Annotated in this window: 24 protein-coding genes; 5 read left to right on the forward strand and 19 right to left on the reverse strand. The window is 67.0% G+C overall.

Annotated features, from left to right (window positions below; translation table 11 throughout):
- Window positions 1–98: 98 nt before the first annotated feature.
- The 10 genes from coaBC to pyrR all read right to left on the reverse strand — a co-directional run bounded on the left by coaBC (window position 99) and on the right by pyrR (window position 11,491).
- Window positions 99–1,364, reverse strand: coding sequence for a bifunctional phosphopantothenoylcysteine decarboxylase/phosphopantothenate--cysteine ligase CoaBC (gene coaBC, locus CXY76_RS16130; protein ID WP_104166341.1), 1,266 nt, complete (start codon window positions 1,362–1,364; stop codon window positions 99–101).
- 30 nt (window positions 1,365–1,394) lie between these two features.
- Complete coding sequence (gene rpoZ, locus CXY76_RS16135) at window positions 1,395–1,652, reverse strand: DNA-directed RNA polymerase subunit omega (RefSeq protein WP_066595628.1); 258 nt, start codon at window positions 1,650–1,652, stop codon at window positions 1,395–1,397.
- Window positions 1,653–1,790: 138 nt separating this feature from the next.
- On the reverse strand, window positions 1,791–2,711 hold the full coding sequence (gene gmk / locus CXY76_RS16140) for a guanylate kinase (RefSeq protein ID WP_104166343.1): 921 nt from the start codon (window positions 2,709–2,711) through the stop codon (window positions 1,791–1,793).
- A complete protein-coding gene (gene pyrF, locus CXY76_RS16145) occupies window positions 2,704–3,612 on the reverse strand; it encodes an orotidine-5'-phosphate decarboxylase (protein ID WP_199190337.1) in 909 nt (302 codons plus the stop codon). The genes gmk and pyrF overlap by 8 nt, the downstream gene beginning before the upstream one ends.
- The gene (gene carB, locus CXY76_RS16150; RefSeq protein ID WP_104166345.1) at window positions 3,609–6,896 is read right to left on the reverse strand and encodes a carbamoyl-phosphate synthase large subunit; all 3,288 of its coding nucleotides are present in this window, start codon (window positions 6,894–6,896) and stop codon (window positions 3,609–3,611) included. Before carB ends, pyrF begins: the two co-directional genes overlap by 4 nt.
- The gene (gene carA, locus CXY76_RS16155; RefSeq protein ID WP_233199953.1) at window positions 6,896–8,062 is read right to left on the reverse strand and encodes a glutamine-hydrolyzing carbamoyl-phosphate synthase small subunit; all 1,167 of its coding nucleotides are present in this window, start codon (window positions 8,060–8,062) and stop codon (window positions 6,896–6,898) included. Before carA ends, carB begins: the two co-directional genes overlap by 1 nt.
- A gap of 3 nt (window positions 8,063–8,065) precedes the next feature.
- Complete coding sequence (locus tag CXY76_RS16160; protein ID WP_199190338.1) at window positions 8,066–8,629, reverse strand: hypothetical protein; 564 nt, start codon at window positions 8,627–8,629, stop codon at window positions 8,066–8,068.
- The gene (locus CXY76_RS16165; RefSeq protein WP_104166348.1) at window positions 8,622–9,980 is read right to left on the reverse strand and encodes a dihydroorotase; all 1,359 of its coding nucleotides are present in this window, start codon (window positions 9,978–9,980) and stop codon (window positions 8,622–8,624) included. The genes CXY76_RS16160 and CXY76_RS16165 overlap by 8 nt, the downstream gene beginning before the upstream one ends.
- Entirely contained in the window at window positions 9,981–10,931 is a 951-nt protein-coding gene (locus CXY76_RS16170; protein ID WP_104166350.1) for an aspartate carbamoyltransferase catalytic subunit, read from the reverse strand.
- Entirely contained in the window at window positions 10,928–11,491 is a 564-nt protein-coding gene (pyrR, locus tag CXY76_RS16175; RefSeq protein ID WP_104166352.1) for a bifunctional pyr operon transcriptional regulator/uracil phosphoribosyltransferase PyrR, read from the reverse strand. The genes CXY76_RS16170 and pyrR overlap by 4 nt, the downstream gene beginning before the upstream one ends.
- A 223-nt stretch (window positions 11,492–11,714) precedes the next feature.
- Between pyrR and CXY76_RS16180 the strand changes: the two genes are divergently transcribed.
- Window positions 11,715–13,235: an HNH endonuclease signature motif containing protein gene (locus CXY76_RS16180; protein WP_104166354.1), complete on the forward strand. Its 1,521-nt coding sequence runs from the start codon at window positions 11,715–11,717 to the stop codon at window positions 13,233–13,235.
- Window positions 13,236–13,385: 150 nt separating this feature from the next.
- Window positions 13,386–14,558, forward strand: a complete 1,173-nt coding sequence (locus CXY76_RS16185; protein ID WP_104166356.1) for a hypothetical protein — start codon at window positions 13,386–13,388, stop codon at window positions 14,556–14,558.
- An 8-nt stretch (window positions 14,559–14,566) separates the two neighbouring features.
- On the opposite strand, the gene CXY76_RS16190 is transcribed toward CXY76_RS16185, so the two are convergent.
- The 7 genes from CXY76_RS16190 to deoD form a co-directional block, all read right to left on the reverse strand.
- Window positions 14,567–15,433 carry a DUF4190 domain-containing protein gene (locus tag CXY76_RS16190; RefSeq protein WP_158253924.1) on the reverse strand — a complete coding sequence of 289 codons (867 nt, stop codon included), beginning with the start codon at window positions 15,431–15,433 and terminating at the stop codon, window positions 14,567–14,569.
- Window positions 15,434–15,626: 193 nt separating this feature from the next.
- Entirely contained in the window at window positions 15,627–16,046 is a 420-nt protein-coding gene (nusB, locus tag CXY76_RS16195) for a transcription antitermination factor NusB (protein ID WP_088456290.1), read from the reverse strand.
- A complete protein-coding gene (gene efp / locus CXY76_RS16200) occupies window positions 16,046–16,606 on the reverse strand; it encodes an elongation factor P (RefSeq protein WP_088456291.1) in 561 nt (186 codons plus the stop codon). Before efp ends, nusB begins: the two co-directional genes overlap by 1 nt.
- 114 nt (window positions 16,607–16,720) lie before the next feature.
- Window positions 16,721–17,158 (reverse strand): type II 3-dehydroquinate dehydratase, encoded by a 438-nt coding sequence (gene aroQ / locus CXY76_RS16205; RefSeq protein WP_104166360.1) that lies wholly within the window; start codon window positions 17,156–17,158, stop codon window positions 16,721–16,723.
- 52 nt (window positions 17,159–17,210) lie between these two features.
- The gene (gene murJ, locus CXY76_RS16210; RefSeq protein WP_104166362.1) at window positions 17,211–18,830 is read right to left on the reverse strand and encodes a murein biosynthesis integral membrane protein MurJ; all 1,620 of its coding nucleotides are present in this window, start codon (window positions 18,828–18,830) and stop codon (window positions 17,211–17,213) included.
- A 135-nt stretch (window positions 18,831–18,965) separates the two neighbouring features.
- Window positions 18,966–20,354 (reverse strand): MFS transporter, encoded by a 1,389-nt coding sequence (locus CXY76_RS16215; protein ID WP_104166364.1) that lies wholly within the window; start codon window positions 20,352–20,354, stop codon window positions 18,966–18,968.
- Window positions 20,354–21,070: a purine-nucleoside phosphorylase gene (gene deoD, locus CXY76_RS16220; RefSeq protein WP_104166366.1), complete on the reverse strand. Its 717-nt coding sequence runs from the start codon at window positions 21,068–21,070 to the stop codon at window positions 20,354–20,356. The genes CXY76_RS16215 and deoD overlap by 1 nt, the downstream gene beginning before the upstream one ends.
- Before the next feature lie 131 nt (window positions 21,071–21,201).
- Between deoD and CXY76_RS16225 the strand changes: the two genes are divergently transcribed.
- Window positions 21,202–21,993 (forward strand): GntR family transcriptional regulator, encoded by a 792-nt coding sequence (locus CXY76_RS16225; RefSeq protein WP_158253925.1) that lies wholly within the window; start codon window positions 21,202–21,204, stop codon window positions 21,991–21,993.
- Window positions 21,994–22,026: 33 nt separating this feature from the next.
- Window positions 22,027–22,713, forward strand: coding sequence for a hypothetical protein (locus CXY76_RS16230; RefSeq protein WP_104166370.1), 687 nt, complete (start codon window positions 22,027–22,029; stop codon window positions 22,711–22,713).
- Between the two features lie 56 nt (window positions 22,714–22,769).
- Here the strand turns inward: CXY76_RS16230 and CXY76_RS16235 are convergent, their stop codons facing one another.
- Window positions 22,770–23,216, reverse strand: a complete 447-nt coding sequence (locus CXY76_RS16235) for a DUF779 domain-containing protein (protein ID WP_104166372.1) — start codon at window positions 23,214–23,216, stop codon at window positions 22,770–22,772.
- A 99-nt stretch (window positions 23,217–23,315) separates the two neighbouring features.
- Window positions 23,316–24,839: an aldehyde dehydrogenase family protein gene (locus CXY76_RS16240; protein ID WP_088456300.1), complete on the reverse strand. Its 1,524-nt coding sequence runs from the start codon at window positions 24,837–24,839 to the stop codon at window positions 23,316–23,318.
- Window positions 24,840–25,034: 195 nt separating this feature from the next.
- Here CXY76_RS16240 and CXY76_RS16245 point away from each other — a divergent pair, with 195 nt between their 5' ends.
- Window positions 25,035–25,709 (forward strand): DUF6518 family protein, encoded by a 675-nt coding sequence (locus CXY76_RS16245; RefSeq protein WP_104166374.1) that lies wholly within the window; start codon window positions 25,035–25,037, stop codon window positions 25,707–25,709.
- Window positions 25,710–25,712: the final 3 nt, after the last annotated feature.

Below are 25,712 nucleotides of genomic sequence, written 5' to 3' on the forward strand. Positions count from 1 at the left end.
TCAATTCTTGGGTAAATATTCTTGGGCTAAATGTGCTTCGGGTGACTGGTGTGCGGCTGCGAGCATGCCTGATCCCGCAGGAACCCGGGAACGCCGGCTCAGGAGACGGGTGCGTCCGCTCGGATGGCGTCGATGGTGCTGCCCAGGATGCTGTCGAGAATACGGTGGGCCACCGACAATTTCGTCCCGGCGGCCTCCATCACTATATCTCCGGCGCCGTCCAGCACCTCGATTTCGTTACGTTCGGTGGCGAAGCCCTGGGTCCAGCCGACCCTGTTGAGGACCAGCAGGTCACAGCCCTTGCGGAGGACCTTGGTGCGGCCGAGTTCGCGGCGGGCCGCGGCATCGGGTTCGGTTTCGGCGGCGAACCCCACGATCACCTGGCCGGGGCGCCGGTCCTCAACCAGTCCGGCGAGCACGTCGGGGTTGCGCACCAGGTCCAGGGTGACCCGGTCCCCCGCAACGTCCTTCTTGATCTTGCCGGCCTGCACCTCGGCCGGCCGGTAGTCCGCGACGGCGGCGGCCATGATGACGATGTCGGCGGATGCGGCGGCGTCCCGCATCGCCTGCTGCAGTTCCAGGGTGGTGCTGACGCTGTGCACAGCCACGCCGGACGGTGCGGAGACTTCCAGGTGCGCGGCGACCAGGGTCACGACGGCTCCCCTGGCGAGGGCGGCTTCGGCGAGGGCGACGCCCTGGCGTCCGCTGGACCGGTTGCCGAGGAAGCGCACGGGGTCGAGGGGTTCACGGGTGCCGCCGGCGCTGATCAGAACGTGCCGGCCGGTCAGGTCCGGAACCGAAACACCCGCGGGGCGCTCGGCGCGGTGGGCGGCCAGGGCCGCCAGTGCGGCGTCCACGATGGTGTCGGGCTCTTCCATCCGGCCCAGGCCGGAATCGGAGCCGGTCAACCGGCCGGTGCCCGGCCCGACGATGGTGACACCGCGGCGGCGGAGGGTGGCGATGTTGGCCACCGTGGCGGCGTTGTTCCACATCTCGGTGTGCATCGCCGGCGCGATCACGAGCGGGGCGGTGCTGGCGAGGATGGTGTTGCCCAGCAGGTCGTCGGCCAGGCCGAGGGCGATCTTCGCGATGCTGTTGGCGGTGGCCGGGGCGATCACGATGAGGTCGGCGGACTGGCCGATGGCCACGTGGCGCACCTCCGCGACACCCTCGTACAGGTCGGTGTGCACGGGGTTCCGGGAGATCGCCTCGAGCGTCGGCTTGCCGACGAACCGCAGCGCCGCCTCGGTGGCGACGACGTGGACGTCGTCCCCGAGCAACACAAAAGCGCGCACGATGTTGACGGCCTTATAGGCAGCGATGCCGCCGGTTACCCCGACGACGATCGTGCGACCAGTCGACATCCTGCGCGCTTACGTGAGAGCTACGTCGAGCTATTCGACGATGGGCTTCGAGGTGAGCTTGTCCTCGTTGATTTCGCGGAGGGCCACGGAGAGCGGCTTGTCGTCAACGGTGGAGTCGACGAGCGGTCCGACGTTGTCGAACAGGCTGCCTTCGTGAAGGTCTGCGTAGTAGTCGTTGATCTGGCGGGCGCGCTTGGACGCGAAGATCACCAGGGCGTACTTGGAATCGACCTTGGTGAGCAGGTCGTCGATGGGCGGGTCAATGATGCCAGTGGGCTTGTTGGGCACGCTGTCACACTCCTTCATGCTGTTCAAGCAAAATGTACGGGCTGCGCGGTGTCACACCTGAGGTTTCCGTGGCCGGAAACCCGACATGAACCACGTTGATGCGCCTATTCGACGCGAGGAATTCAAGTACAGCGGGCGCTACGACGGCGCCGATGTCTTGCGAATCTGCATCAAGTCTACGACTTCTTCGGCGGCTTCGGCCACGTCGCTGTTCACGACGCGGTAATCGAACTCGCCCTGGGCAGCCAATTCGAGCTTCGCGGTCTCCAGCCGGCGGCTCTGTTCGGCCGAATCTTCGGTGCCGCGGCCGATCAGGCGGCGCACCAGTTCGTCCCAGGTGGGTGGCAGCAGGAAGACCAGGCGGGCCTCGGGCATTGCCCGGCGCACCGACCGGGCACCCTGGATGTCGATCTCGAGCAGCACGCTGTTACCGTCGGCGATGGCCGCCTCGACGGGGCCGCGCGGGGTGCCGTACCGGTAGGCGTTGTGCACGGTGGCGTACTCCAGGAGTTCGCCGGCCTCGATCATCCGATCGAACTCGGCGTCGTCGACGAAGAAGTAGCTGACACCCTCGACTTCGCCGGCCCGCGGCGCCCTGGTGGTCGCGGACACCGACAGGTGCACCTCGGGGTGGTGCTCGCGGATGTACGCCGCGACGGTGCCCTTGCCGACCGCCGTCGGTCCGGCGAGGACGACGAGCCTGGAGTCGGCCGCTCCCCTGCGGGCGGTGGGCCGGGCGGCGAGGAAGTCGCGCAGCCTGTCCCGCTGGTGCTTGCCGAGGCCACCCAGGCGTTTGGACGGCGAGATCTCCAGCCGGGTCATGATGCGTTGCATCTTGGTCACCCCGATGGCCGGGATGCTCACGAGAAGCTCGGTCACCCGCAGCCGGCCTTCGACGCCGTTGGGTTCCTTGACGGCGGCGGCGAGCACGTCGAGCGAGGTGCGTTCACCGGCCGCGACCTGTGCCTTCACGGCGGCGCGGGCTCGTCGGGCCGCTACGGCGGCGCGGGAGGCCGCGACGCGGTCGACGTCGGGTGGGGTAGGGCGATTATCAGCCACGGGTCGCTCCAGCTTCGGTTAATCGGCGGGTTATCTCATCGGCCACACGGTCGGGACCGGCGGATAAAACGCTGCGCGATTCACTCACGATAACGCCTTGAGCGTATCCGCCAAACAAACCGGCCAGATCGGTGGGATTCGCACCCTGGTGACCGAAGCCCGGCGCGAGCACCGGGGTGACGACAGGGGCGGCCGGTGCGTGGATGTCGATGCCGAAGTCGGCCAGCGAAACCGTGGCCCCGAGGACCACTCCGACCGACCCGAACGTGCCGCTGGGCGACTGGCCGGCGTTGATGGCGGCGACCTGGTCGAGCACCGACGCGGCGACGGAGCTGCCCGCCTGCGGTCCGGTTGCGAGCACGGCCTGCTGCAGGTGGGCGGCCTCCGGATTGGAGGTGGCGGCGAGCAGGAACAGCCCCTTGCGGTTGACCGCGGCGACGTCCATGGTGCTGGCGAGCGAGCCGACCCCCATGTACGGGTTCACGGTGATGGCGTCGACCTCGAGCGGCGAGCCCTGGCTCAGCCAGGCCTGGCCATAGGCTTCGACGCTGGTGCCCAGGTCGCCCCGCTTGACGTCGGCGATGACCAGCAGCCCGGCCGCCCGTGCGTCGGCGAGTACCCGCTCCAGCGCGAGGTAACCGGCGGAGCCGAACCTCTCGTAGAACGCGACCTGCGGCTTGACGATGCCCGCGCGCCCCGCCGCGGCGGCGACGACCGCCCGGCCGAAGCTCTCGGCCCCCGAGGCGGTGTCGGGAAGGTTCCAGTCGGTCAGCAACCAGGAGTGCGGGTCGATGCCGACGCAGAGCCGGCCGAACCGGGCGAAGGCACCGTGCAGGCGTGCGCCGAAGGTGTCGGCGACGTCGACCGAATCGACTGTGCTCTCTGCGCCGGCTGGAGTCACAGTGCCGCCGTCCGTTTCGCCTGGTACTCCTGCAGGCTGGTGACCTCGAAGCCGGTGCGGATCGAGTCGATCGACGCGACGGCGGCGCTCAACTCGGCGATGGTGGTGAACAGGGGCAGGTCCCCGGCGACGGCCGCGGCACGGATCTCGTAGCCGTCGGCGCGTGCGGTGCGACCGTTGGGTGTGTTGATCACGATCTGCACCTCCTCGCGCCGGATCAGGTCGACGACGGTGTCCACGGACTCATCGGCCTTTTCGCTGAACTTTGCCACCACTGTGGCCCCGATTCCGTTCCGCTGCAAAACTTCGGCGGTTCCCTCGGTTGCCATGATCGTGTAACCCAGCTGCGAGAGACGCAGCATCGGCAGGATCACGGCGCGCTTGTCCCGGTCGGAGACCGACACGAAGACGGTGCCGGTGAGCGGGATTCCGCCGTAGGCGGCGAGCTGGCTCTTGGCGAACGCCCGCGGGAAGTCCCGGTCAATGCCCATGACCTCGCCGGTGGAGCGCATCTCCGGGCCGAGCACCGAGTCGACGATGAGGCCTTCCTTGGTGCGGAACCTGTTGAACGGCAGCACGGCTTCCTTCACGGCGACCGGCGAGTCCATCGGCACCCGGGAACCGTCGATCAACGGCAGTTGGCCGCTGGCCTTGAGCTCGGCGATGGTGGTGCCGACCATGATCAGCGAGGCGGCCTTGGCCAGCGTGATGCCGAGCGCCTTGGCGACGAACGGTACCGTGCGGGACGCGCGGGGGTTGGCCTCGAGCACGTAGAGCACACCGGCGCCGATGGCGAACTGCACGTTCAGCAGGCCGCGCACGCCGATGCCCTGGGCGATGGCGAGGGTGGCGTCGCGGACCCGGTCGATCTCGGCGCGGCCCAGGGTGACCGGCGGCAGGGTGCAGCTCGAGTCGCCGGAATGCACGCCGGCCTCTTCGATGTGCTCCATGACGCCGCCGATGTAGAGCTCGTGGCCGTCGTAGATGGCGTCGACGTCGATTTCGATGGCGTCGTCGAGGAAGCGGTCGACCAGCAGCGGGTGCGACGGGCCGATGATGCCCTGGCCCTGCATACGGGTGAAGTAGTCCGCCAGCGAGGCGCTGTCGTAGATGATCTCCATACCGCGGCCGCCGAGCACATAGCTGGGTCGCACGAGCACCGGGTAGCCGATCTCCTCGGCCACGACGACGGCGCCGCTGTAGTCGATCGCCGTACCGTTGCGCGGGGCGAGCAGGCCGGCGTCGGCGAGGATGCCGCTGAACAGCCCGCGTTCCTCGGCCAGGTCGATCGCCGCCGGCGAGGTGCCCAGGATCGGGATGCCCTCGGCTTCCAGGCCCTTGGCCAGGCCCAGCGCGGTCTGGCCGCCGAGCTGCACGACCACGCCCACGAGTTCGCCGCTCTGGCTTTCGGCGTGGATGATCTCCAGCACGTCTTCCAGGGTGAGCGGCTCGAAGTACAGCCTGTCGCTGGTGTCGTAGTCGGTGGAGACCGTTTCGGGGTTGCAGTTGATCATGATGGTCTCGTAGCCGGCCTCGGAGAGGGCGAACGAGGCGTGCACGCAGGAGTAGTCGAATTCGACGCCCTGGCCGATCCGGTTCGGGCCGGAACCGAGGATGACGACCTTCTTGCGGTCAGAGGGCACGACCTCGGTCTCCTGGTCGTAGCTGGAGTAGTGGTACGGGGTGAGGGCGGGGAATTCGCCGGCACAGGTGTCGACGGTCTTGAACACCGGGCGTACGCCGAGGATGTGCCGGACCTTGCGCACATCCGCTTCGCCGAAGCCGCGGAGTTCGCCGATCTGGGCGTCGGAGAAGCCGTGGTCCTTGGCGGTGCGCAGGATGTCGGTGTCGAGGGTGTCCGAGGCGGCCACGGCGTCGGCGATCTCGTTGATGAGCACGATCTGGTCGAGGAACCACGGGTCGATCTTGGTGGCTTCGAAGAGCTGCTCGATGGTGGCGCCCTTGCGAAGCGCCTGCTGCACCGTGACGATGCGGCCGTCCGTGGGGACCTCGGCGATCTCGAGGAGTTCCTCGACCGTGCGGGTCTCGGTGCCCCAGTGGAAGGAGGAGCCGCGCTTTTCGAGCGAGCGGAGCGCCTTCTGCAGGGCGGAGGCGTAGTTACGGCCGATGGCCATGGCCTCGCCGACGGACTTCATGGTGGTGGTCAGGCGCTGGTCGGCCTTGGGGAACTTCTCGAACGCGAACCGGGGCACCTTGACCACGACGTAGTCCAGGGTGGGCTCGAAGCTGGCCGGGGTGACCTTGGTGATGTCATTGGGGATCTCGTCGAGGCGGTAGCCGAGGGCCAGCTTCGCGGCGATCTTGGCGATCGGGAAGCCGGTGGCCTTGCTGGCCAGCGCCGAGGAGCGTGACACGCGGGGGTTCATCTCGATCACGATGATGCGGCCGTTGGCCGGGTCGATGGCGAACTGGATGTTGCAGCCGCCGGTGTCGACGCCGACGGCGCGGATGATGTCGATGCCGATGTCGCGCAGCTTCTGGTACTCGCGGTCGGTGAGGGTGAGCGCCGGTGCGACGGTGATGGAGTCGCCGGTGTGCACGCCGACGGGGTCGACGTTCTCGATCGAGCAGACGACCACCGTGTTGTCGGCGGTGTCGCGCATCATTTCGAGTTCGTATTCCTTCCAGCCGAGGATGGACTCCTCCAGGAGCACCTCGGTGGTCGGGCTCTGGTGCAGGCCGTCGCCGACGATGCGGCGGAGCTCGGCTTCGGTGTACGCGAAGCCGGAGCCGAGGCCGCCCATGGTGAAGGACGGGCGCACGACGAGCGGGTAGCCGAGGTCCGCGGCGAAGCCGACGGCCTCTTCCACGGTGTGCGCGATGTACGACTTGGCCACGTCAGCGCCGGCGTCGAGCACCAGCTGCTTGAAGATCTGGCGGTCTTCACCCTTGTTGATGGCTTCGAAGCTGGCGCCGATCAGCTCGACGTTGTACTTGGTGAGGATGCCGCGCTCGTGTAGGGCGATGGCCGCGTTGAGGGCCGTCTGGCCGCCCAGGGTCGGCAGGATCGCATCCGGGCGTTCCTTGGCGATGATGGTTTCGAGGATCTCCGGGGTGATCGGCTCGATGTACGTCGCGTCGGCGAAGTCGGGGTCGGTCATGATGGTGGCCGGGTTGGAGTTGACCAGGATGACCCGGACACCCTCCTCACGGAGGACCCGGCAGGCCTGGGTGCCCGAGTAGTCGAACTCGCAGGCCTGACCGATGACGATCGGGCCGCTTCCGATGACGAGGACGCTGTTGATATCGTCGCGCTTGGGCATTACTTGGCGTCTCCTGCTCCGGCGGCCGCGTGCGCGACCACCACATCCCTGAACCTGTCGAAAAGATAGTTGGCGTCGTGCGGGCCGGCCGCGGACTCCGGGTGGTACTGCACCGAGAAGGCCGGGATGTCCAGGCACCTGATGCCCTCGACGACCTGGTCGTTGAGGCTGTAGTGGCTGACCTCCACGCGGCCGAATCCGGTCGTGGATTCGCTGATGCCCTCGATGGGCATGTCCACGGCGAAGCCGTGGTTCTGCGAGGTGATCTCGACCCGGCCGGTGGCCTTGTCGAGCACCGGCTGGTTGATGCCGCGGTGGCCGAACGGCAGCTTGTAGGTGCCGAAGCCGAGGGCGCGGCCCAGCAGCTGGTTGCCGAAGCAGATGCCGAAGTACGGCACGCCCGCGCGCAGCACCTCCTGCAGCAGCGTCACGTGCGCGTCGCTGGCGGCGGGATCGCCGGGTCCGTTCGAGAAGAACAGGGCGGTCGGGTTGAGCGAGAGCACGTGCTCCGCGGTGATCGACTGCGGGAGCACGAGAACCTCGAAGCCACGCTCGGCGAGGTAGTTGAGGGTGGAGGTCTTCACTCCGAGGTCGAGCACGGCGACAGAACCGATGCGATCGCCCTGCGCCGGAATCGAGTACGGCTCCACGGTGGAGACCTCGTCGGACAGGTTGCGGCCGCGCATGCTGGCCCCGCCGCGCACGAGTTCGAGCTGTTCGCCCTCGGAGAGCTCATAGTCCTCGCCCGAGAAGATGCCGCTGCGCATGGAACCGAGCGAGCGGATGTGCCGGGTGATGGCGCGGGTGTCGATGCCGCTGATGCCCACGACGCCGTTCGACTCGAGGTCGGCGTCGAGGGTGCGCTGGGAGCGGAAGTTCGACGGCACCCGGGCGGGCTCGCGCACCACAAATCCGGAGACCCAGATGCGGGAGGATTCCATGTCCTCGTCGTTGGCGCCGGTGTTGCCGATGTGCGGCGCGGTCATCAGCACGATCTGGCCGGCGTAGGACGGGTCGGTGAGCGTCTCCTGGTAGCCGGTCATGCCGGTGGCGAAGACGATCTCGCCGAGAGTCTGGCCGAGGCTGCCGTAGGCACGTCCCACGTATCGGCTGCCGTCTTCGAGGACGAGCACGGCCGGGGCCGGTGTGGTTGTTGGGTAGCTCACGGGCTACACCTCACTTTCTTCGGTGCCGAATTCGGTCTTGCCAGGTTCTGCAGTGATAGATCTGATCGCTTCGTTGATCGCACGGCGGTCGACCGGGTCGCTGAAGCGGAAGTAACTGTCGACACCCGTGGGCGTCTCGGGGCCTGAGGCCTCGGGGCCGGTGGTGTTCAGCCGCCAGCCGAGCAGCAGCAGACCGCCGGGCTCGACGACCCGGTCGATGGCCACGGTGGCGTCGGCGACGAGTTGCACGGCATCCGCCGGAATGAACAGGGCGGGCGAGCCGGCGAGCTCGAGCAGCACGCCCCGTTCGGTGACGGTCACCCCGCCGCGGGCGCGGAAGCCGAGTCCGGGGATGTTCAGGCGTTCCAGCGGGGCCTCGCGGGGAGTGGTGGCCACATACAGGGCTGCGGCGGAGGCCAGCTCACGACCGCGATCGGCGGGCAGCGGGTAGCCGGCGGGCAGCGTTGCATCCCGCGTGGTGCGCCGGCGCCAGGAGCGCAGCATCAGGGCGAGCACGGCGAGCAGGACCAGCGCCGTGATGATCGTCGCAAGGGTGCGGCTACTCATTGCGGCCCTCTCCGATGCGGCCCGCCAGGGCTGCACGTGCGGCGTCGATCTGCGCGGTGCTCTGCAGTACGCCGTCGAGCACGGTGGCATAACCGCGGTGGAAGGTGGCCAGCACCTGGCCGGGCAGCGTCATCTCCAGGTAGGGAGAGTTGACACCCTTGCCGATCAGGTTCGACCGGCCGAACACCCGGCGGGCGCTGGGGTCGTAGAGGGTGAGTTCGGCGGGGGCGCCGACGGTGAGCTGCTGACCCTGGCCCTGGATGCGGCCGATGCGGGCAGGGGTCGTCGACATCACCCTGACGAGGTCTTTCCAGTCGAGGAAACCGGTCTCCACGACGGCGGCGTGGGCCACCGACAGGGCGGATTCGAGGCCGACCATGCCGTTGGCGGCGGCGTCCCACTCACAGTCCTTGGACTCCACGGGGTGCGGGGCGTGGTCGGTGGCGATGATGTCGATGGTGCCGTCGGCCAGGCCCTGGCGCAGGGCCTCGACGTCTTCCCGACGGCGGAGCGGCGGGTTCACCTTGTAGCGGGCGTCGTAGCCGGCCACGAGTTCCTCGGTGAGCAGCAGGTGGTGCGGGGTGACCTCGGCGGTGACGTTGATGCCGCGGGCCTTGGCCCAGCGCACCACGTCGACGGCGCCGGCCGTGGAGAGGTGGCAGACGTGCAGGCGCGAACCCACGTGCTCGGCCAGCAGCACGTCGCGGGCGATGATGGATTCCTCGGCGACGGCGGGCCAGCCGGTGAGGCCGAGCTCGCTCGAGAGGGCTCCCTCGTTCATCTGGGCGCCCACGGTGAGGCGCGGTTCCTGGGAGTGCTGGGCGACGACACCGTCGAAGGCCTTGACGTACTCGAGGGCCCGGCGCATCAGCAGCGGGTCTGAGACGCAGAAACCGTCGTCGGAGAAGACCCGCACGTTGGCGCGGCTGGCGGCCATGGCACCGAGTTCGGCGAGCCGCAGGCCCTCCAGACCGACGGTGACGGCGCCGATCGGCTGCACGGTCACGTAACCGGCGCTCTCCCCCAGTGCGAGCACCTGCTCGACGACGCCGGCGGTGTCCTGCACTGGTGAGGTGTTGGCCATGGCGAACACGGTGGTGAATCCGCCGATGGCCGCCGCCTGGCTGCCGGTGAGCACGGTTTCGCTCTGCTCGTAGCCGGGCTCGCGCAGGTGGGTGTGCAGGTCGACCAGGCCGGGCAGGGCGATGAGCCCGTCGGCGTCGATCACGGTGGCGCCGGCATCGGACAGCCGGGTGCCGGCGCCGGTGATGACACCGTCGGCCAGCAGCAGGTCGGTGGTGGTTCCGTCGCTCAGCTGTGCTCCGCGCACAAGGTAGCGTTCGCTCGACATTTAGTGATCCTCTCGGTCGCCCGATAACAGCAGGTACAGCGCGGCCATGCGCACTGATACCCCGTTTGCAACCTGTTCGCGAACGGTGGACCGGTCGGAGTCGGCCGCGGCGGAGGAGATCTCCAGGCCGCGATTCATCGGTCCGGGGTGCATGACAATGCTATGCGACGACAGCCGCGCGAAACGCTCGTCGTCCAGGCCCCAGCGGCGGGAGTATTCGCGGCTGTTCGGGAAGAACGCCGCGTTCATCCGCTCGGCCTGGATGCGCAGCATCATCACGACATCCGGGCCGGCGTCGATGGCCGCGTCCAGGTCGTAGCCGATGGTGGCCGGCCAGGCCGACGTGTCGGTGGGCACCAGGGTGGGTGGGGCGATGAAAGTGACGTGCGCGCCGAGGGTGTTCAGCAGCCACAGGTTGGACCGGGCCACCCTGGAGTGCAGGATGTCGCCGACGATGGTGACGGTGACGCCGTCGAGCGCGCGGCCACGGGAGGCGCTGCCGTGCAGGCGGCGGCGGATGCTGAAGGCGTCGAGCAGGGCCTGGGTGGGGTGTTCGTGGGTGCCGTCGCCGGCGTTGATGATGCCCGCGTCGATCCAGCCGCTGCCGGCCAGCACCTGCGGGGCGCCCGACGCGGGGTGCCGGATGACGACGCCGTCAGCGCCCATCGCGGCGAGGGTCTGCGCGGTGTCCTTGAGGCTTTCGCCCTTGGAGACGCTGGAGCCCTTGGCGCTGAAGTTGATCACGTCTGCGCTGAGTCGCTTGGCGGCGGCCTCGAACGAGATGCGGGTGCGGGTGGAGTCCTCGAAGAAGAGGTTCACCACGGTTTTGCCGCGCAGGGTCGGGAGCTTCTTGATCTCGCGGTTGGCGACATCCGCCATGTCTTCGGCGATGTCCAGCAGGGTGATGGCCTCGTCGCGGCTGAGCGACTTGGTGGAGAGCAGGTGCCTCATGCGTCGGTGCCTCCGCCTGACTCTGGGCCTCCGTCGATGCTGACGAATTCGTCGCCGTCGACCTCGATGACGTGCACGTTGATGCGTTCGTGGCTGGCGCTGGGCAGGTTCTTGCCCACGAAGTCGGCGCGGATCGGCAGCTCGCGGTGGCCGCGGTCCACCAGCACCGCCAGGCGCACGACGTTGGGGCGGCCGTGGTCGCCGAGGGCGTCCAGGGCGGCGCGGATGGTGCGGCCGGAGTAGAGCACGTCGTCCACGAGAACCACGGTGGCGCCGTCGATGCTGCCGGGCACCTGGGTGGGCGAGGGGGTGCGGGTGCGGGTGTGCGCGAGGTCGTCGCGATACATCGTCACGTCGAGGGACCCCACGCGCACGGCGGCGGATGCCGGTTCGATGCGCTGGATGATCTCGGCGATGCGCTGGGCGAGGGCCACTCCCCTGGTGGGGATGCCCAGAATGACCAGGTTCTCCGCTCCTCGATTGGACTCGAGGATCTCGTGCGAGATCCGAGTCAACGCTCGGGTGATGTCAGCCTGGGTGAGCACGGTGCGCTCCGTCAAACCGACCTCCTTTCCCGTCTCACAGGACGGCTCTTAAAGTAGGTCTTAAGTACCCTTAGACCCTAGCATCCCCGCTCCCTCCCCTGTCCCTCCCCCTGTGTGCGTGGTCTCGCGAACTGTGAGTTAAGCCCCAGGATTTCGCGATTTTTGGTGCTTTTCTCACGGTTCGCGGAGGTCGTCGCCGGGCGGGTGCAGTGTCGGTGGTAGGTGAGACGATCTCAGTATGAGTAGCCCCGACCAGGCACCAACGCCCGCTCCGGACGATGACGACTACTCTCCGGAGCCCACCCTGGACGAACAGGTCCAGACCGATCTGATCAGGCACACCGAACTGATCGCGGCCGATGACCGCCTCATCGCCCAGGCCCAGGCGCGCCGTATCGAACACCTGCTGGACCTGCAGGACTGGAGCGAGCAACCCCAGGTCGCGTCCCGGCTGCACGGCAACCCGGAGAACATCCGCCGCGCCGACACCAACGCCGCCACGATGACCGAGGATCGGGCCCGTGCGGCCGCCCACAACCGGTGGGACGACCACGAGGTCGCCCGGCGCACCATCGTGAGCGAGACCGCGTGCCTGACCCGGGTGGCCGAACGCACCATCGACCGGCAACTGGACGAGGCCCGATACCTCTGGTCCTACGCACCGGCCACCTTTGACGCCTTCTCCAACGGCGAGATCAGCTACCGGCACGCCACCACCCTGCTCGACCAGCTCCGCACCCTGCCCGACGAGGAGCACGCGGCGTTTGAAGAAGCCGTCCTCTCCGAAGCGAAGCGGATGCCGGTGGGCCGATTCCGCGACAAGGCCCGCCGACTGCGGGAGAAGCAACACCCGTCGTCCATCGTGATCCGCAACAAGAGCGCTCTCGCCGAGCGGCACACTCTTTGGGAGGCCGCCCCGGACGGGATGGGCTGGTTGCACTGGTACGGCACCGCCCACGACACCAAGGCCGCCTGTGACCGGATCAACTCGATGGCGGTGAGCCTGAAAAGGACTGATGACCCGGCGCCAGCGGGCGCCGACTCAGACGCGGATGAGGAGCAGCAGAAGCGCACCCTCGACCAGCTCCGCGCCGACATCACCCGGGCACTGCTGCTGGACGGCATCACCCCCGATGGGATGGGTGCCGGGATCCGCGGCACGGTCATGATCACCGTGCCGGTGCTCACCCTGCTGGGCCTGGACGAGGAACCCGCCACCCTCGAAGGCTACGGGCCCATCTCGCCCGAGGCCGCCAGGGAGATCGCCGGGAACTGCCCCGGCTTCACCCGGCTGCTGACCCACCCGGAAACCGGGGTGGTGCTCTCGCTGGGCAAGACCCAGCACAAGAACACCAAGGCCATGAAGAAGTGGCTGCGGGTGCGCGACGAGACCTGCCGGTTCCCGGGCTGTTCCCGCCCGGCGGTGACAAGCGACGTCGATCACACCGACGACTGGGCCGGCGGCGGCAGAACCGACTGCGACAACCTCGCCCACCTCTGCGAACCCCACCACCGGCTCAAGCACCTCTCGCAGTGGCGGGTGACCCAGGAACCCGGCGGCATCCTCCTGTGGACCTCACCGGGGAAACGCAGCTACCGCACCGACCCGGCCAACCCGATGGGACCACCCCGGCCCCGGCCCCCAGTGGTGGGACCGAAAACCCGGAAGCGGCCCGCCGACGAGAGCTACCTGATGGCGCCGCGGCACCGGCCGGCCCGGAAGCCGACACCGCCGGTACCCGACAACCCGCCGTTCTGACGCCGATACAGGCCCTCGCGCGCCGGTGCGCCGAGACCTGTCACGGTGCTTCGCAGACCTCGCATAACGACCTCGGGTTGACTACCCTGCCTTGCGAGACAACTCAGCGATCTGCGATGCCGCGCGCCTGTGGCGCCAGGAGGTGATCTGATGTGCCCCGCCGAGAAGGATCAGTCCGGTGATCAGCACGCCGACCCGCCCGACCAGCACGCTGACCGGCCCGCCGACGAGAACGCTGACCCGCCCGCCGACCGGACCGAGGACCCGGCGGACGTGGCGCCAGTCGACCCGGCGGACGTGGCGCCAGTCGACCCGGCGGAGGTTTCGCCAGTCGACCCGACGGCGGACGCTGCCGCTGAGGTCCCTGATGCCGAACCCGAACTTGCCGGCACCCACCGACAGAACCGGCGCGAAGCGACCGAGGACGCATCGACAGCCCGGTCCGAGGTGCGGCATCCCTCGAACGTCGACTCGGAGGTCGGCGCGCCGGCCGGACCCATCAGCTTCGTGCGCCGACGTGAGATCGAGGCCGTGCATCATGAGATCGAGCTCAACTCGGGCAACCCGGCCCGCACGCTCGTCGGGGTGCGGAAGTACCGCGAGGCCCTGTTCACAAACTACTTCCGCGCCCGTGCGCCCTTTGTCGTCACCTGGCCGGACAACCTCTACATCCCCGCCGACGCCGACTATCGCACCTACTGGAGTTCTCCGGCTCCCGACGATCACCGTTTTCGGTATCGGTGGGCGAACGGCCGCGACGGGCTGCCGGATGGCAGCGACGCGTCGGAGAAGACCGGACGCCTGTTCAGCTGGGTGAACGCCTCCGCGATGACCTCCGGTGACATCGGCTTCGCCGGAACCGGGGTGACGCTCGTGCCCCGGGCCAGCCTGTCGTCGGTGACCGTCACGGCCTCGGTAGATCTGGTCGCCGAGAGCCGGTGGTGGTTCCTGCCAGCCGGACCGATCGGGTTCGCGGCCTTCTCGTACCGAGGCACCGCATATGTCGCCGGGTGGGAGATCGACCCGATCACCGGGGCCTGGGAACTGCTCAGCCCATTCGGGTCTCGCACTCTTTTTGCCTTCGACGAGAGCGGGAAGGGTGGTTCGGCGATCAGTTCACAACGCCATGCCTTCACCGACCTCTCGGTGACCCTGCAGCTGCGCGGGTCCCGGACCTACGCGATCGGTGTGGCCCTGGAGGCGCAGATCTCGTTCGAGTGCCGCGACAAGTCGGGGACGCCCTACGCGCCCCAGCCCGGCGACGACGTGAAACTCTGGGCATCGATCGCCGGCATCGTGCCGAGCATCACCCTGACCACCTGAACGGCAGGCTAGCTGGTCACGCCCAGGATGGCGTCGGCGAGGGCCTGCGGGTCGTCGATCGGTCCGTCGTACTGGCTTCCGTCGATCAGGACGGTGGGCGTGCCCTGGATCGACGCGATCTCGGCGCCGGGGATCGGGCCGGCCAGCGCGGCATCCGTGTTCTGCTGCGACCAGGCGTGATACTGCTCGCCGGTGACGCAGTCGGCGATGGACGAGCTGCCGCCGGACAGCGCCACGAGTTCATCGTCGCTGAGTCCGGTGGTGCCCTCGGCGGGCTGATTCGCGAACAGTGCGGCCAGGTAGTCGAGGGTGGACTCCGGGTTGATCGCGGCCTCGCAGGTCAGGGCGGCGGAGGCCCGCGTGGAGTACTCGGTGCCCTGTGAGGTGTGGTCGAGGAAGGTGAGCGGGTGCAGTCGCATGGTGATGCTGCCGTCGTCGACCAGGGCCGCCAGGGTGTCGCCGTTGGCGATGTCGAACTGCCCGCAGAACGGGCACATCGGGTCGATGTAGAGGTCGACGACAGTGCTTCCGGTCCCCACCAGGAGGTAGCCGTCATCGAAGTACGCGGCGCCGGTCTGGCCGGTCGGCTCAGCCGATGACGACTCCGATGACGTCGCCGATGAGGTGGCGCCGACGGCGGCGGCCACGAACGCTCCCATCGCTGCCGTGAAGAACACCATCACCACGAGCATGATCGCGGTCAGGCCTATGCTCGCGTAGCCGAGCACGAGCCCGGCGATGGCGAAGCCCTTCCCGGCCTCGCCGGTGCGCCTGATCTGGCTGAGCGCGATGTGCCCGGTGATCACGGCTGCGATGTTGCAGCAGAATCCGGTCACCAGCGCCACGATCGCCAGAGTGTTTGTGCGCGGAGCCACGGGTCCGTTGTACGCAGTGGACGGAACTTTGTAGGGCGTCGGCACGCCCGGCTGATCTCCAGGGTCGCCAGTGGGGTATTCCCCGGTGCTTACGTCGGTGCGTTCCGTCATGTTCTCCCCCTCATGAATCCGGTCCCGGGCGATGAGCCCGGGACCGGCACTACGTGCTGCTCAAGCCGACGATGCGGTCGGCTCAGGCGGATGGCGCCGTCTGGGCGATGCGTCCGAGGAGTCCGTTGACGAACCCGGCCGAATCATCGGTCGAGAGCACCTTGGCGGCCTCGACGGCCTCGTCGATCGCGACGGCGTGCGGCACGGCGTCGTTGTACAGGATCTCCCAGATACCGATGCGCAGGATGGCCCGGTCGATCGTGGGCATCCGCGAGAGCGTCCAGCCCTGCGAGTACGTCTCGATCAGTTCGTCGATCTCCTCGCGGTGGTCGACGACTCCGTCCACGATGTCGCGCGCGTAGAGCCAGGACACCATGCGGGCCGGTTCGTTGGCGGCGCGCTCGGCCTCCATGGCCAGCGACTGCGGGATCGTGGTCTGGCGGATGTCGGCGGCGTACAGAATGTCGATGGCGCGCTTGCGCGCCTTGGTGCGGGCGCTCACTAGTTGACGCGGCCGAGGTAGTCACCGTTGCGGGTGTCGACCTTGACCTTGGTGCCCTGCTCGAGGAACAGCGGCACCTGGATCTGGTAGCCGGTTTCAACGGTGGCGGGCTTGGTGCCGCCGGTGGAGCGGTCGCCCTGCAGGCCCGGCTCGGTGTAGGTGATCTCGAGAACGACGGATGCCGGCAGTTCGACGTAAAGCGGGTTGCCGTCGTGCAGCGCGACGGTCACGGCCTGGTTTTCGAGCATGAAGTTGGCGGCATCGCCGACGACGGCGGCGGACACCGTGAGCTGGTCGTAGTCCGAAACGTCCATGAAGACGTAGGATTCGCCATCCGCGTAGAGGTACTGGAAGTCGCGACGGTCAACGTTCTCGGTCTCGATCTTGGCGCCGGCGTTGAAGGTGCGGTCGACGGTCTTGCCCGTGACGACGTTCTTCAGCTTGGTGCGCACGAACGCGCCGCCCTTGCCGGGCTTGACGTGCTGGAATTCGATGACGGCCCACAGCTGCTTGTCGATGTTGAGGACGACGCCATTTCTAATGTCGGCGGTAGATGCCATGAAGAGGTGTTCCGTTCGATTCAATTGGGAAGGTGCGCGACCAAAGGTCTCAGACGAGTGTAGCCGACACGCCGCGGCTGATCGATTCCGTGGGCCCGGGTGCTCGGGCTGAGGTCAGGCCAGGCGAACGATGTGGTCGAGGGCCAGGCGGTAGGAGTCGAAGCCGAATCCGGCGATGACGCCGGTCGCCACGGCGCTGACCACACTGGTGTGCCGGAAGGTCTCCCGGGCGTGCGGGTTGGAGATGTGCACCTCGACGAGCGGGATCCCGGCCTTGGTGACCAGGGCCGCAGCGTCCCGCAGCGCATAGCTGTAGTGCGTGAACGCGGCGGGGTTGAGCACGACCGGCGTTGTGGTGTCCACGGCTTCGTAAAGCCAGTGGATGAGCTCAGCCTCGTCGTCGGTCTGGCGCACGTCGACGGTGACATCCTCTGGTGCGGAATCGGTGAGCAGCACCCGCAGGTCGTCGAGGTCGGCGGAGCCGTAGACGTCGGGCTCCCGGCTGCCGAGGCGTCCGAGGTTCGGGCCGTTCAGAACGAGGACTGTGCGCATGGACCCAGCCTAGGCCCGGCCGGGTCGCTGCCGTAGTCATGGACCCACCGTCTCACTGTGCGCCCGGGCGCCCAGTGGGGCGGCGCAGTTCGCTCAGAGTCCGGTCGCCCAGCACATAGCTGACCACGATGAACACCCCCATCGATGCTGCTCCGGCGGCGCCCACGAGGAGGACCTGGCCACCTCGATCAGACGGAGCACCGACGTATGTCACCGCCATCCATCCGACAGTGAAGCTGGCAAGCCCCGCACCGAGCAGCCGGACGTAGCCGAGAACAGCGCGGTGGCCGCGAACCGGTATGTGGCCGAGTCTGCGGAACGTTCGTTGCAGTGCCCAATGTGCGGTGAGCCAGCCGGCGAAGTTGGCGAGAGAGATTCCGGCCGCGATACCGATCACGGCGAGAGTCGGCGGCAGCAACAGCGCGGATGCAGCGGCCCCCGCCGCAGAGAGCACCGCGATGACGAGCTGGGTGAGGAACGGGCCGCGGGCGTCCTGGAGCGCGAAGGAGGTTCGGTTGAGCACGTACGCCTGGCTGAAGCCGACGAGCCCGATCGCCAGGACCTGCAGCACCTGCCCGATGATCGGGTAGCCGAAGAGCGCCGCGGTGATCAGCGGTCCCAGCGCGGCGAACACCGCGGCGGCGGCAATCGAGACATAGGCGACAGGCTTCGTGGCCAGGGTCGAGAGAGATTCGGTTTCAGAGAAGTCGCGGCGCGCGGCATGCCCGCTCATCCGGGTGTACAGGGCAGTGGTCAGGGACACCGTGAGGATTCCATGCGGCAGGAGCATCAGGAGGTACGCGGTCGACAGCGAGTTCAGGCTCGGCCCGTCGATGCCCAGCCGATGGAGTGTCTCGCCGGCGCTGTTGGCGACGTTGGCGGTGACCAGGTAGGTGACTTGGCCGGCGACCACGCCGAGGAGCGTCCAGCCGGCCACGGTCGACATCTGCCCCAGACCACTGAATCCCCACCGAAGGCGAAGCCGAAACCCGATCTTGCGGAGGGGGACAACCAGAAGAACGCTTTGGATGGCGATGGCCAGGGTGGCGGTGCCGCTGAGGACCGCGATCATCAGCGGACTCCATTCGCCCACGTCTCCCAACCCGGACGGCAAAACGTGGAGGAACACCAGGATCCCGCCGATCCCCACCAGGTTCGAGATCGCCGGCGCCCACGCCGGCGCGCCGTACACTCCCCGCGCGTTGAGGACCTGTGACAGGACCGCGAAGGCAATCAGGAAGAAGATCTGCGGCAGGCACCAGTACGCCATCGACGTTGCCAGTCCTCGCCATTCCGGTGACCAGTTTGTGGCGTAGATCCAGACGATGCCCGGGGCGCAGAGAGTGAGTACGACCGTGGCCACGGCTCCGCCGAACAGAACGATGGTCAGGAGCCGGTCGGTGTTGTCCTGACCGACGGCGCCGTCGTGCAGGTTCCGGACGATCTGCGGAACGAGCACAGCACCGAGGACGCCCCCGGCGATCAGGGCGAAGAGATAGGTGGGAGCCGAGTTGGCGTTCTCGAAAGCTTGCCCGCCGACGCCGGCGCTGCTGCCGCCGATGGCAGCCACCAGGAGGCTGGCCTTCAGGAAACCCAGCGCACGGGAGACCAGGGTGGCGGCCATCATCGACCCGACCGAGCCCTGCACGCTCACAAACAGGCCCCGGAACACAGTGTGATCTGAAACCAAGCCGATACAGAATCCCCCATTGGCCAAGAATGGCACAGGCCAGGCAGGATTCCCCCGCCTCCAGCCACCAATCGCGCTCTTACCCGACTGGAGGCTGGAGACTGGGCTACTCCTGCACTACGCGTCCTTGTGGGAGCGCTCGATGACCATGATGAAGACGCGGTACAGCACCAGGCCGAGGGCAGCCACTCCCGTGAGAATCAACAACACCGATCCGTAGGAGGACGCCTGGGCACCGTCGGTGATGCCGCCCAACAGGTTGGGCTGCAGGTTCATCAGCGTTGCGGTGTAGGCGATGCCGACCGGAACGGCAATGTTGATGGTGAGGTTGTAGAAGCCAATGGCGATACCGGAGTTTGCGACCGGCACCCGCTCGATGGCGGTCGACACGAGCGGTCCGTACATCAGCGCAAAGGCCATCGGGAACAGGCTCATCGAGATCACGAAGATCCAGACTCCCTTGTCCACCAGCAGAGCCGGGATCAGCAGTGAGATGACGATCACGATCAACGCGATGGTGATGGCTTGCTTGGATGAAAGGTACTTAGCGATCTTGCCGGTAAGCGTGCCCACAATCACGGCGGCGACGTAGCCGGGGATGAGCAGCAGGGCGACCTCGCCGAGGTTGTAGCCGTACACGTCGGAGATCAGGAACGAGAACAGGAAGGTGTAGCCCAGCTGTACGGAGTAGGTAATGAACACCACGATGATCATGAGTGAGTACTGAGCGTTGGCGAAGAACGCGCTGGTGATCACGGCGTTGTCGTGGGTGCGGATGTGCCAGATGAAGAGAGCCAGCCCGGCAGCAACCGGTAACAGGTACCAAAGGTTGAAGTTCTGCATGAACATGATCAGGCCGGTGGCGAAGACCGCGATCAGGAACAGGCCGAATACGTCCACATGGCCGCCGCCCGTCGCCTCCTTGGGCACCGTGCGCATCACGACCGGGATGGCCAGCAGCGAAAGCAGTGCGACCAGGAAGAAGGCAGCCCAGCCGATGTAGGTGGCGATGAAGCCACTTCCGACGGTGCCGATCAGCAGGGACAACTGGAAGGCCGCGGTGCTGAAGCCCAGATACTTCTTCTGCTCGTCGCCCCTGAAGTGCTTGGTCACGTAGATCACGTAGAGCGTCTCGGCGGCCGCCAGGCCGGCGCTCTGAATCAGCCGGCCGACCAGGATCATCGAGAAGTTGCCCTGGAAAACGAAGCCGACGATCGACCCAACCGTCATCAAGATGATCGCGAAGATGATGAGTTTGCGGATGCTGATCGAGTCGGCAAGCGCCGCGTAGACCACGGCGCCGATGCCGATCAGGATGCCGGCCAGAGTGGCCTGCAGGCTGACGGTGGTGACCGGAAGGTTGAGACTATCCGCCAACGCCGGCGACAGGAACTTGAAGCCGTTATCGAGCACCAGAGAGAAGACGAAGAGGATCAGAAGGATGGGGATGGCCCGGCTCGGTTTGACGGCCTGGGCGAGAACCGAGGGGTGGGTTGCGGTGCTCATCAGGCGAGTTCCAGCGCGATCTCGATCATGGAGGTGAAGGCGGTCTGCCGTTCCTCGGGGGTGGTCTTGGCGTGAGTGACGATGTGGTCGCTGACCGTGAACAGGGCAAGCGCATCGACGCCCGCGGCCGCGGCGTTGGCGAACAGACCCGCCGACTCCATCTCAACGGCCAGAATGCCCATCTTCATCCACTTGCCCATGGCGTCAGAGTCGGCGCCGTAGAACACGTCGGAAGAGAGCACGTTGCCCACGTGGGTGCGCTGACCGCGCTCGTCGGCGACCCGCTTGGCCTGCTCCAGCAGCCGGTACGACGACAGTGCCGCCCACTGACCGGGCAGGTTGAACTGGTCAAGGTAGTTGGAGTCGGTCGACGCGCCCTGAGCGATGACCACGTCGTAGAGCTCCATGTTCTCCTGCATGGCGCCGCAGCTACCCACGCGAATCAGGTTCTTGACCCCGAAGTGGTGGATCAGCTCGTAGCTGTAGAGCGAGATGGAGGGAATACCCATACCCGTGCCCATGACGGATACGGGGCGCCCCCGGTAGGTGCCGGTGAAGCCCAGCATGTTGCGAACCTCGTTGAAACAACGGATGTCGTCGAGGTAGGTCTCGGCGATGAATTTTGCTCGCAGCGGGTCGCCGGGGAGCAGGATCGTCTCGGCGATGTCCACCCCCTTCGGATCGATGTGGGGTGTGCTGGCGGTGGTTGAACTCATGTGGACTCCATTGTCTGGACTGCTTTTTCTGGACTGCGTTGAGTAGATTGCATTTACTGGCTTGCAGTATGAGGTTATACCTCTGCGGGCACATGTCGAACGTGATAGCGTCGGGCACACAAGGAGGTCTCGTGACGACCAGTCTGGATTCCCACACGTTCTTGCAACAGCAGCTCCAACTCGCCGTCGGCCAGCCCATTCGCGTCGCCGTCTACACGCGGCTGGCTGAAGGGATCCGCTCTGGCGTGTTCCGACTCGGCGAGATGCTGCCGCGGGAAATTGAGCTCTCGGCAACGCTCGGCGTCAGCCGCACTCCGGTGCGGGAGGCGCTGATGCTCCTCGAGGAAGACGGGTTGCTCGTCACCCGTCGAGGTGTCGGGCGATTCGTCACAGACTCCATCCCGCACGGCGGGCTTGAGCAGCTGCGGCCCTTCGAGGTCGCCCTCGCCGATCCGAACATGACGATAACCGTGCGGCCGGTGCGTTTTGAGTTGGAAGGGGTTACCGACTTCGTGTCCAGCCGGCTCGCGCTCGACCCGGCTGCGAACGCCTGGATCCGCGAGAGCATATTGCTGCAGGACGGCCGTCCCGTTGCGACAGTTCAGGAACATCTCCCTGCGGGGCGCTACCTCAGTGATGTGAGCGAGCGGATCGCATCCGAACTCGTGGAGATGGCCGCCGAACCACGAACACTCCTCGCATCCATGCAGGCCAAGGGCCACGTCTTCACTAACGGCGTGTGCCAGATCGTCGCAACCGAGGCCGGCCCCACGCGGGCGCAACTATTGAACATCGATCCGTCAGCGGCGGTCCTCATCCTGACCCAGACCGCGGCGCACGGCGGAGTGCCGCTGTACGCCGCCAAGTGTATCGTCGCGCCCGGTCACGGGTCGCTGTCGGTTATGCAACACAACCCGAACTGAACCGTCCCGTCGGGTGCTGACTAGGTTGGGGTCATGCATTTCGTAGACGTGGACCCGATGGACGTTCCCCCACCGTCGAGCGTCGACGCCGCAGTCGCGACTTTCGGCACGCCCGTGGTCGGGTTTCTCAGACAGCCTTCACTGTCCGAACTCGGCGTCGGAACCGTCAGTTCCTCCACGAACGGCGGCCCGGTCACCCCTGAATCCCTGGCCATCAGCTACACGCTCTGGAGAAACCCCGAGGATCGGGACGATCCCGCCAACCTGGCCGACCTGACGAGCCAGGAGCGTGAGTCGCTGGAGGTGGAGCCGGCCAGACCATTGCCCGACTGGATGTTGGAAGCCCGGCGACTCATGCGCTACCCCTCCGTGTGGGAGGCCGCGATGACCACGCGAGTGCACAACCCGGAGTGGCAAACACCCGAGTCGGTGCTGGTTCTGCACACGAACCACATCCTGACGAATACATTCCGCGACCAACGCGTCGTTGGCGACTTCCCCGGGCAGCTGGATTCGCCCGTCGCCGAGCATCACATCGAGCGCGTCAGCATCTCGATCGACGGCGTCGAGGTGCCGGGCCTCCGCATCGACACCGATCCCCACGTCTATGCGGTCGGCGCTGACCTGGGCGATCGCATCCTGACTGCAGTCGTGGCTCGAGATCACCTTGCGTACGTCGTCGTCGCCTTCGAGACCCGCGCCGTGAGTCTCGGACGGTAACGGCGACGACGCAATACACCGAGACCGATGGGGCGAGGCGTGATGACCCCGTACGCCTACGCGCTGAACGAATCCATCAGCTCCGAACGGATGATGAAGCGCACGCCGCGTGGGGCCTCGGCGGAGAAGCCGCCGCCGCGACCCTTGACGGTGTCGATGAGCAGGGCGGTATGGCTCCAGTACTCGAACTGCTCGGCGGAGATCCAGAAGTCGATCACCTGTTCAGGCTCCCCCACCGCATCGATATCGAGCCGGCCGAGCAGCACGTCCTGGTCGGAGGTGATGAACTCCCCCGCCGGGAAGCACATCGGCGAACTGCCGTCGCAGCAGCCGCCGGACTGGTGGAACATCAGCGGGCCGTGCTCCTCCCAGAGGCTTCGCAACAGGTCGACGGTGGCCTGCGCCAGCGCGACCCTCGACCGGGTCTCCCCCGGGATGGTGATGGACGCTTCGACCGCGGCCGCAACAAGCGCATCCGGTGCTGGTGTGATCAGGTCGGTCATGGGTTCCTCCAACGGAATCGGGTGAAGCGGGAATCGGGAGGCGCTGCCGGCCGGGGCAACCTTCGGGTTGTCGCCCCGACCGGCACCGCCGATTCGCGTTTAGAAGAAGCCCAGGGCGTCTTCGGAGTAGGACACCAGCAGGTTCTTCGTCTGCTGGTAGTGGCCGAGAGCCAGCTTGTTGTTCTCCCGACCGATACCCGAGCTCTTATAGCCACCGAAAGCGGCTCCAGCCGGGTAGTTGTGGTAATTGTTCACCCACACGCGTCCGGCGTGCAGGTCCCGGCCCGCGCGGTACGCCGTGGTGCCGTTCCGCGACCACACCCCGGCGCCGAGGCCGTAGAGGGTGTCGTTGGCGATCGAGATGGCGTCGTCGTAGTCGTCGAAGCTGGTCACCGCGACGACGGGGCCGAAGATCTCCTCCTGGAAGATGCGCATCTTGTTCTGGCCCTCGAAGATGGTCGGCTGCACGTAGTAGCCACCGCTGAGGTCGCCGCCCAGGTCGGCCTGTTCGCCGCCGAGCAGCAGCTTGGCGCCCTCCTTCTTGCCGATGTCGATGTAGGAAAGGATCTTCTCCAGCTGGTCGTTGCTGGCCTGCGCGCCCACCTGGGTGTCGGTGTCGAGCGGATTACCCTGTTTGGCCAGCTTGGTGCGCTCGATGGCGCCGCCGAGGAAGCTGTCGTAGATGGGCTTGTGCAGCAGTGCCCGGCTGGGGCAGGTGCACACCTCGCCCTGGTTGAAGGCGAAGAGCACGAAGCCTTCCTGCGCCTTGTCGTAGTAGCTGTCGTCCTTCTGCGCCACGTCGTCGAAGAAGATGTTGGCGCTCTTGCCGCCCAGCTCCACGGTTGACGGGATGATGTTGGCGCTGGCGTACTGCAAGATCAACCGGCCGGTGGTGGTCTCGCCCGTGAACGCGATCTTGCGGATACGGTTCGAGGAGGCGAGCGGTTTGCCCGCTTCGATGCCGAAGCCGTTGACAATGTTGAGCACCCCGGGCGGCAGGATGTCGCCGATCAGTTCGATCAGCACCAGGATCGACGCGGGGGTCTGCTCCGCGGGCTTGAGCACGACCGCGTTCCCAGCGGCGAGGGCCGGCGCGAGCTTCCAGACCGCCATCAGGATCGGGAAGTTCCAGGGGATGATCTGGCCGACCACGCCCAGCGGCTCGTGGAACTGGTACGACATCGTGTCGTTGTCGAGCTCGGCATGGTCGCCGTCCTGGGCGCGGATGGCGGAGGCGAAGTACCTGAAGTGGTCGGCGGCCAGCGGCAGGTCGGCGTTCAGCGGTTCCCGGATGGGCTTGCCGTTGTCCCAGGTCTCGGCGACAGCGAGCAGTTCGCGGTTCGCGTCGATGACATCCGCGATCTTGTTGAGCACCGCTGCACGGTGAGTGGCGGTGGTCTTGCCCCAGGCCGGTGCGGCCTTGTGGGCGGCGTCGAGGGCCAGGTCGATGTCTTCGTGGGTGCTGCGGGCGACTTCGGTGAACGGTTTACCGTTGACCGGGGAGATGTCTTCGAAGTACTGGCCTTTCACCGGCGGAACCCATTCGCCTCCGATCCAGTTCTCGTAGCGGGGCTTGAAGGTGACTTTCGCATCCGGCGTGCCGGGGGCGGCGTAAACGGTCATTTCACTCCTTGTTCGACGGCTCTGTCGATGGCGTCCGCGTCGTCGCGGTCCATGGGGTGAGCCTACGAACGCAGAGGTTGCGAAACGTTGCGGTGGGTGCCCGGTTCGGCACGGCGGCCGAGGTCATCCTCCGGTATGCGCCGGTCACCCTCTGGGAGGATGTCCGGCCGGCCCGCTCTGCCTAGCGTTGACCACATGGAAACCCTGGAGAGTTCGCGGTTCGTCGAGCCGGCGCCCGCGCGCAGCGGCTGGTGGCACGCCGAGACCCGGTCGTCGGCGCTGCGGGCGACCGTCGTGGCGGTCGGCGGAGCGGTGCTGATCGGCGGGCTGACCAGTTTCGCCCAGCAGTACCTGCCGCCCTGGATCAATTCGCTCAGCAACTCGGCCGGCGGCTGGACGATGTTCAGTTTCCTGATCGTCTGGCTCAGCCGCGCCCGGCCGCTGCTCGCGGGCGTCATCGGCATCGTGGTCTTCCAGCTTCTCGTCGAGTCCTACAGCGTCGTGTCCGAGTGGCGAGGGTTCGACGACGGCGATCCGTTCACCTCGATCTGGACTCTCGTGGGCCTCGTCGCCGGACCGCTTCTGGGCGTCGCCGCCGGCCTGGTGCGCCACGCCCCTCCGGAGTGGCGCGCCCTGGCGGTCACGCCGCTGAGCGCTGTTCTCCTGGGCGAGGGGATCTGGGCGCTCAACACCGTCGCAGACACCACGAGTCCGGTCTACTGGACGCTCGAGATCGTGCTGGCCGTCGGCTTTCTGCTCGCGGCGATCCTGCACGGCCGGCTCACGCCCCGCGACATCTCGTTGGTGGGCAGCGTGTGCCTGCTGGGGACTCTCGGCTTCGTGAGTGTGCTCGTGTTCGTCCTGAATTGACGG

Origin of the sequence: Cryobacterium sp. N22 (assembly GCF_002929555.1) — a bacterium.
Lineage (GTDB): Bacteria > Actinomycetota > Actinomycetes > Actinomycetales > Microbacteriaceae > Cryobacterium.

Excerpts from the sequence above, each read along its gene's own strand:
- aroQ (WP_104166360.1), bottom strand. The coding sequence starts at position 17,158 with ATGCGCACAGTCCTCGTTCTGAACGGCCCGAACCTCGGACGCCTCGGC.
- CXY76_RS16170 (WP_104166350.1), bottom strand. The coding sequence starts at position 10,931 with ATGAGGCACCTGCTCTCCACCAAGTCGCTCAGCCGCGACGAGGCCATC.
- CXY76_RS16235 (WP_104166372.1), bottom strand. The coding sequence starts at position 23,216 with ATGACCGACCTGATCACACCAGCACCGGATGCGCTTGTTGCGGCCGCG.
- CXY76_RS16230 (WP_104166370.1), top strand. The coding sequence starts at position 22,027 with ATGCATTTCGTAGACGTGGACCCGATGGACGTTCCCCCACCGTCGAGC.
- CXY76_RS16180 (WP_104166354.1), top strand. The coding sequence starts at position 11,715 with ATGAGTAGCCCCGACCAGGCACCAACGCCCGCTCCGGACGATGACGAC.
- CXY76_RS16185 (WP_104166356.1), top strand. The coding sequence starts at position 13,386 with ATGTGCCCCGCCGAGAAGGATCAGTCCGGTGATCAGCACGCCGACCCG.
- CXY76_RS16215 (WP_104166364.1), bottom strand. The coding sequence starts at position 20,354 with ATGAGCACCGCAACCCACCCCTCGGTTCTCGCCCAGGCCGTCAAACCG.
- CXY76_RS16160 (WP_199190338.1), bottom strand. The coding sequence starts at position 8,629 with ATGAGTAGCCGCACCCTTGCGACGATCATCACGGCGCTGGTCCTGCTC.
- CXY76_RS16240 (WP_088456300.1), bottom strand. The coding sequence starts at position 24,839 with ATGACCGTTTACGCCGCCCCCGGCACGCCGGATGCGAAAGTCACCTTC.
- efp (WP_088456291.1), bottom strand. The coding sequence starts at position 16,606 with ATGGCATCTACCGCCGACATTAGAAATGGCGTCGTCCTCAACATCGAC.
- CXY76_RS16245 (WP_104166374.1), top strand. The coding sequence starts at position 25,035 with ATGGAAACCCTGGAGAGTTCGCGGTTCGTCGAGCCGGCGCCCGCGCGC.
- carB (WP_104166345.1), bottom strand. The coding sequence starts at position 6,896 with ATGCCCAAGCGCGACGATATCAACAGCGTCCTCGTCATCGGAAGCGGC.
- coaBC (WP_104166341.1), bottom strand. The coding sequence starts at position 1,364 with ATGTCGACTGGTCGCACGATCGTCGTCGGGGTAACCGGCGGCATCGCT.
- CXY76_RS16165 (WP_104166348.1), bottom strand. The coding sequence starts at position 9,980 with ATGTCGAGCGAACGCTACCTTGTGCGCGGAGCACAGCTGAGCGACGGA.
- deoD (WP_104166366.1), bottom strand. The coding sequence starts at position 21,070 with ATGAGTTCAACCACCGCCAGCACACCCCACATCGATCCGAAGGGGGTG.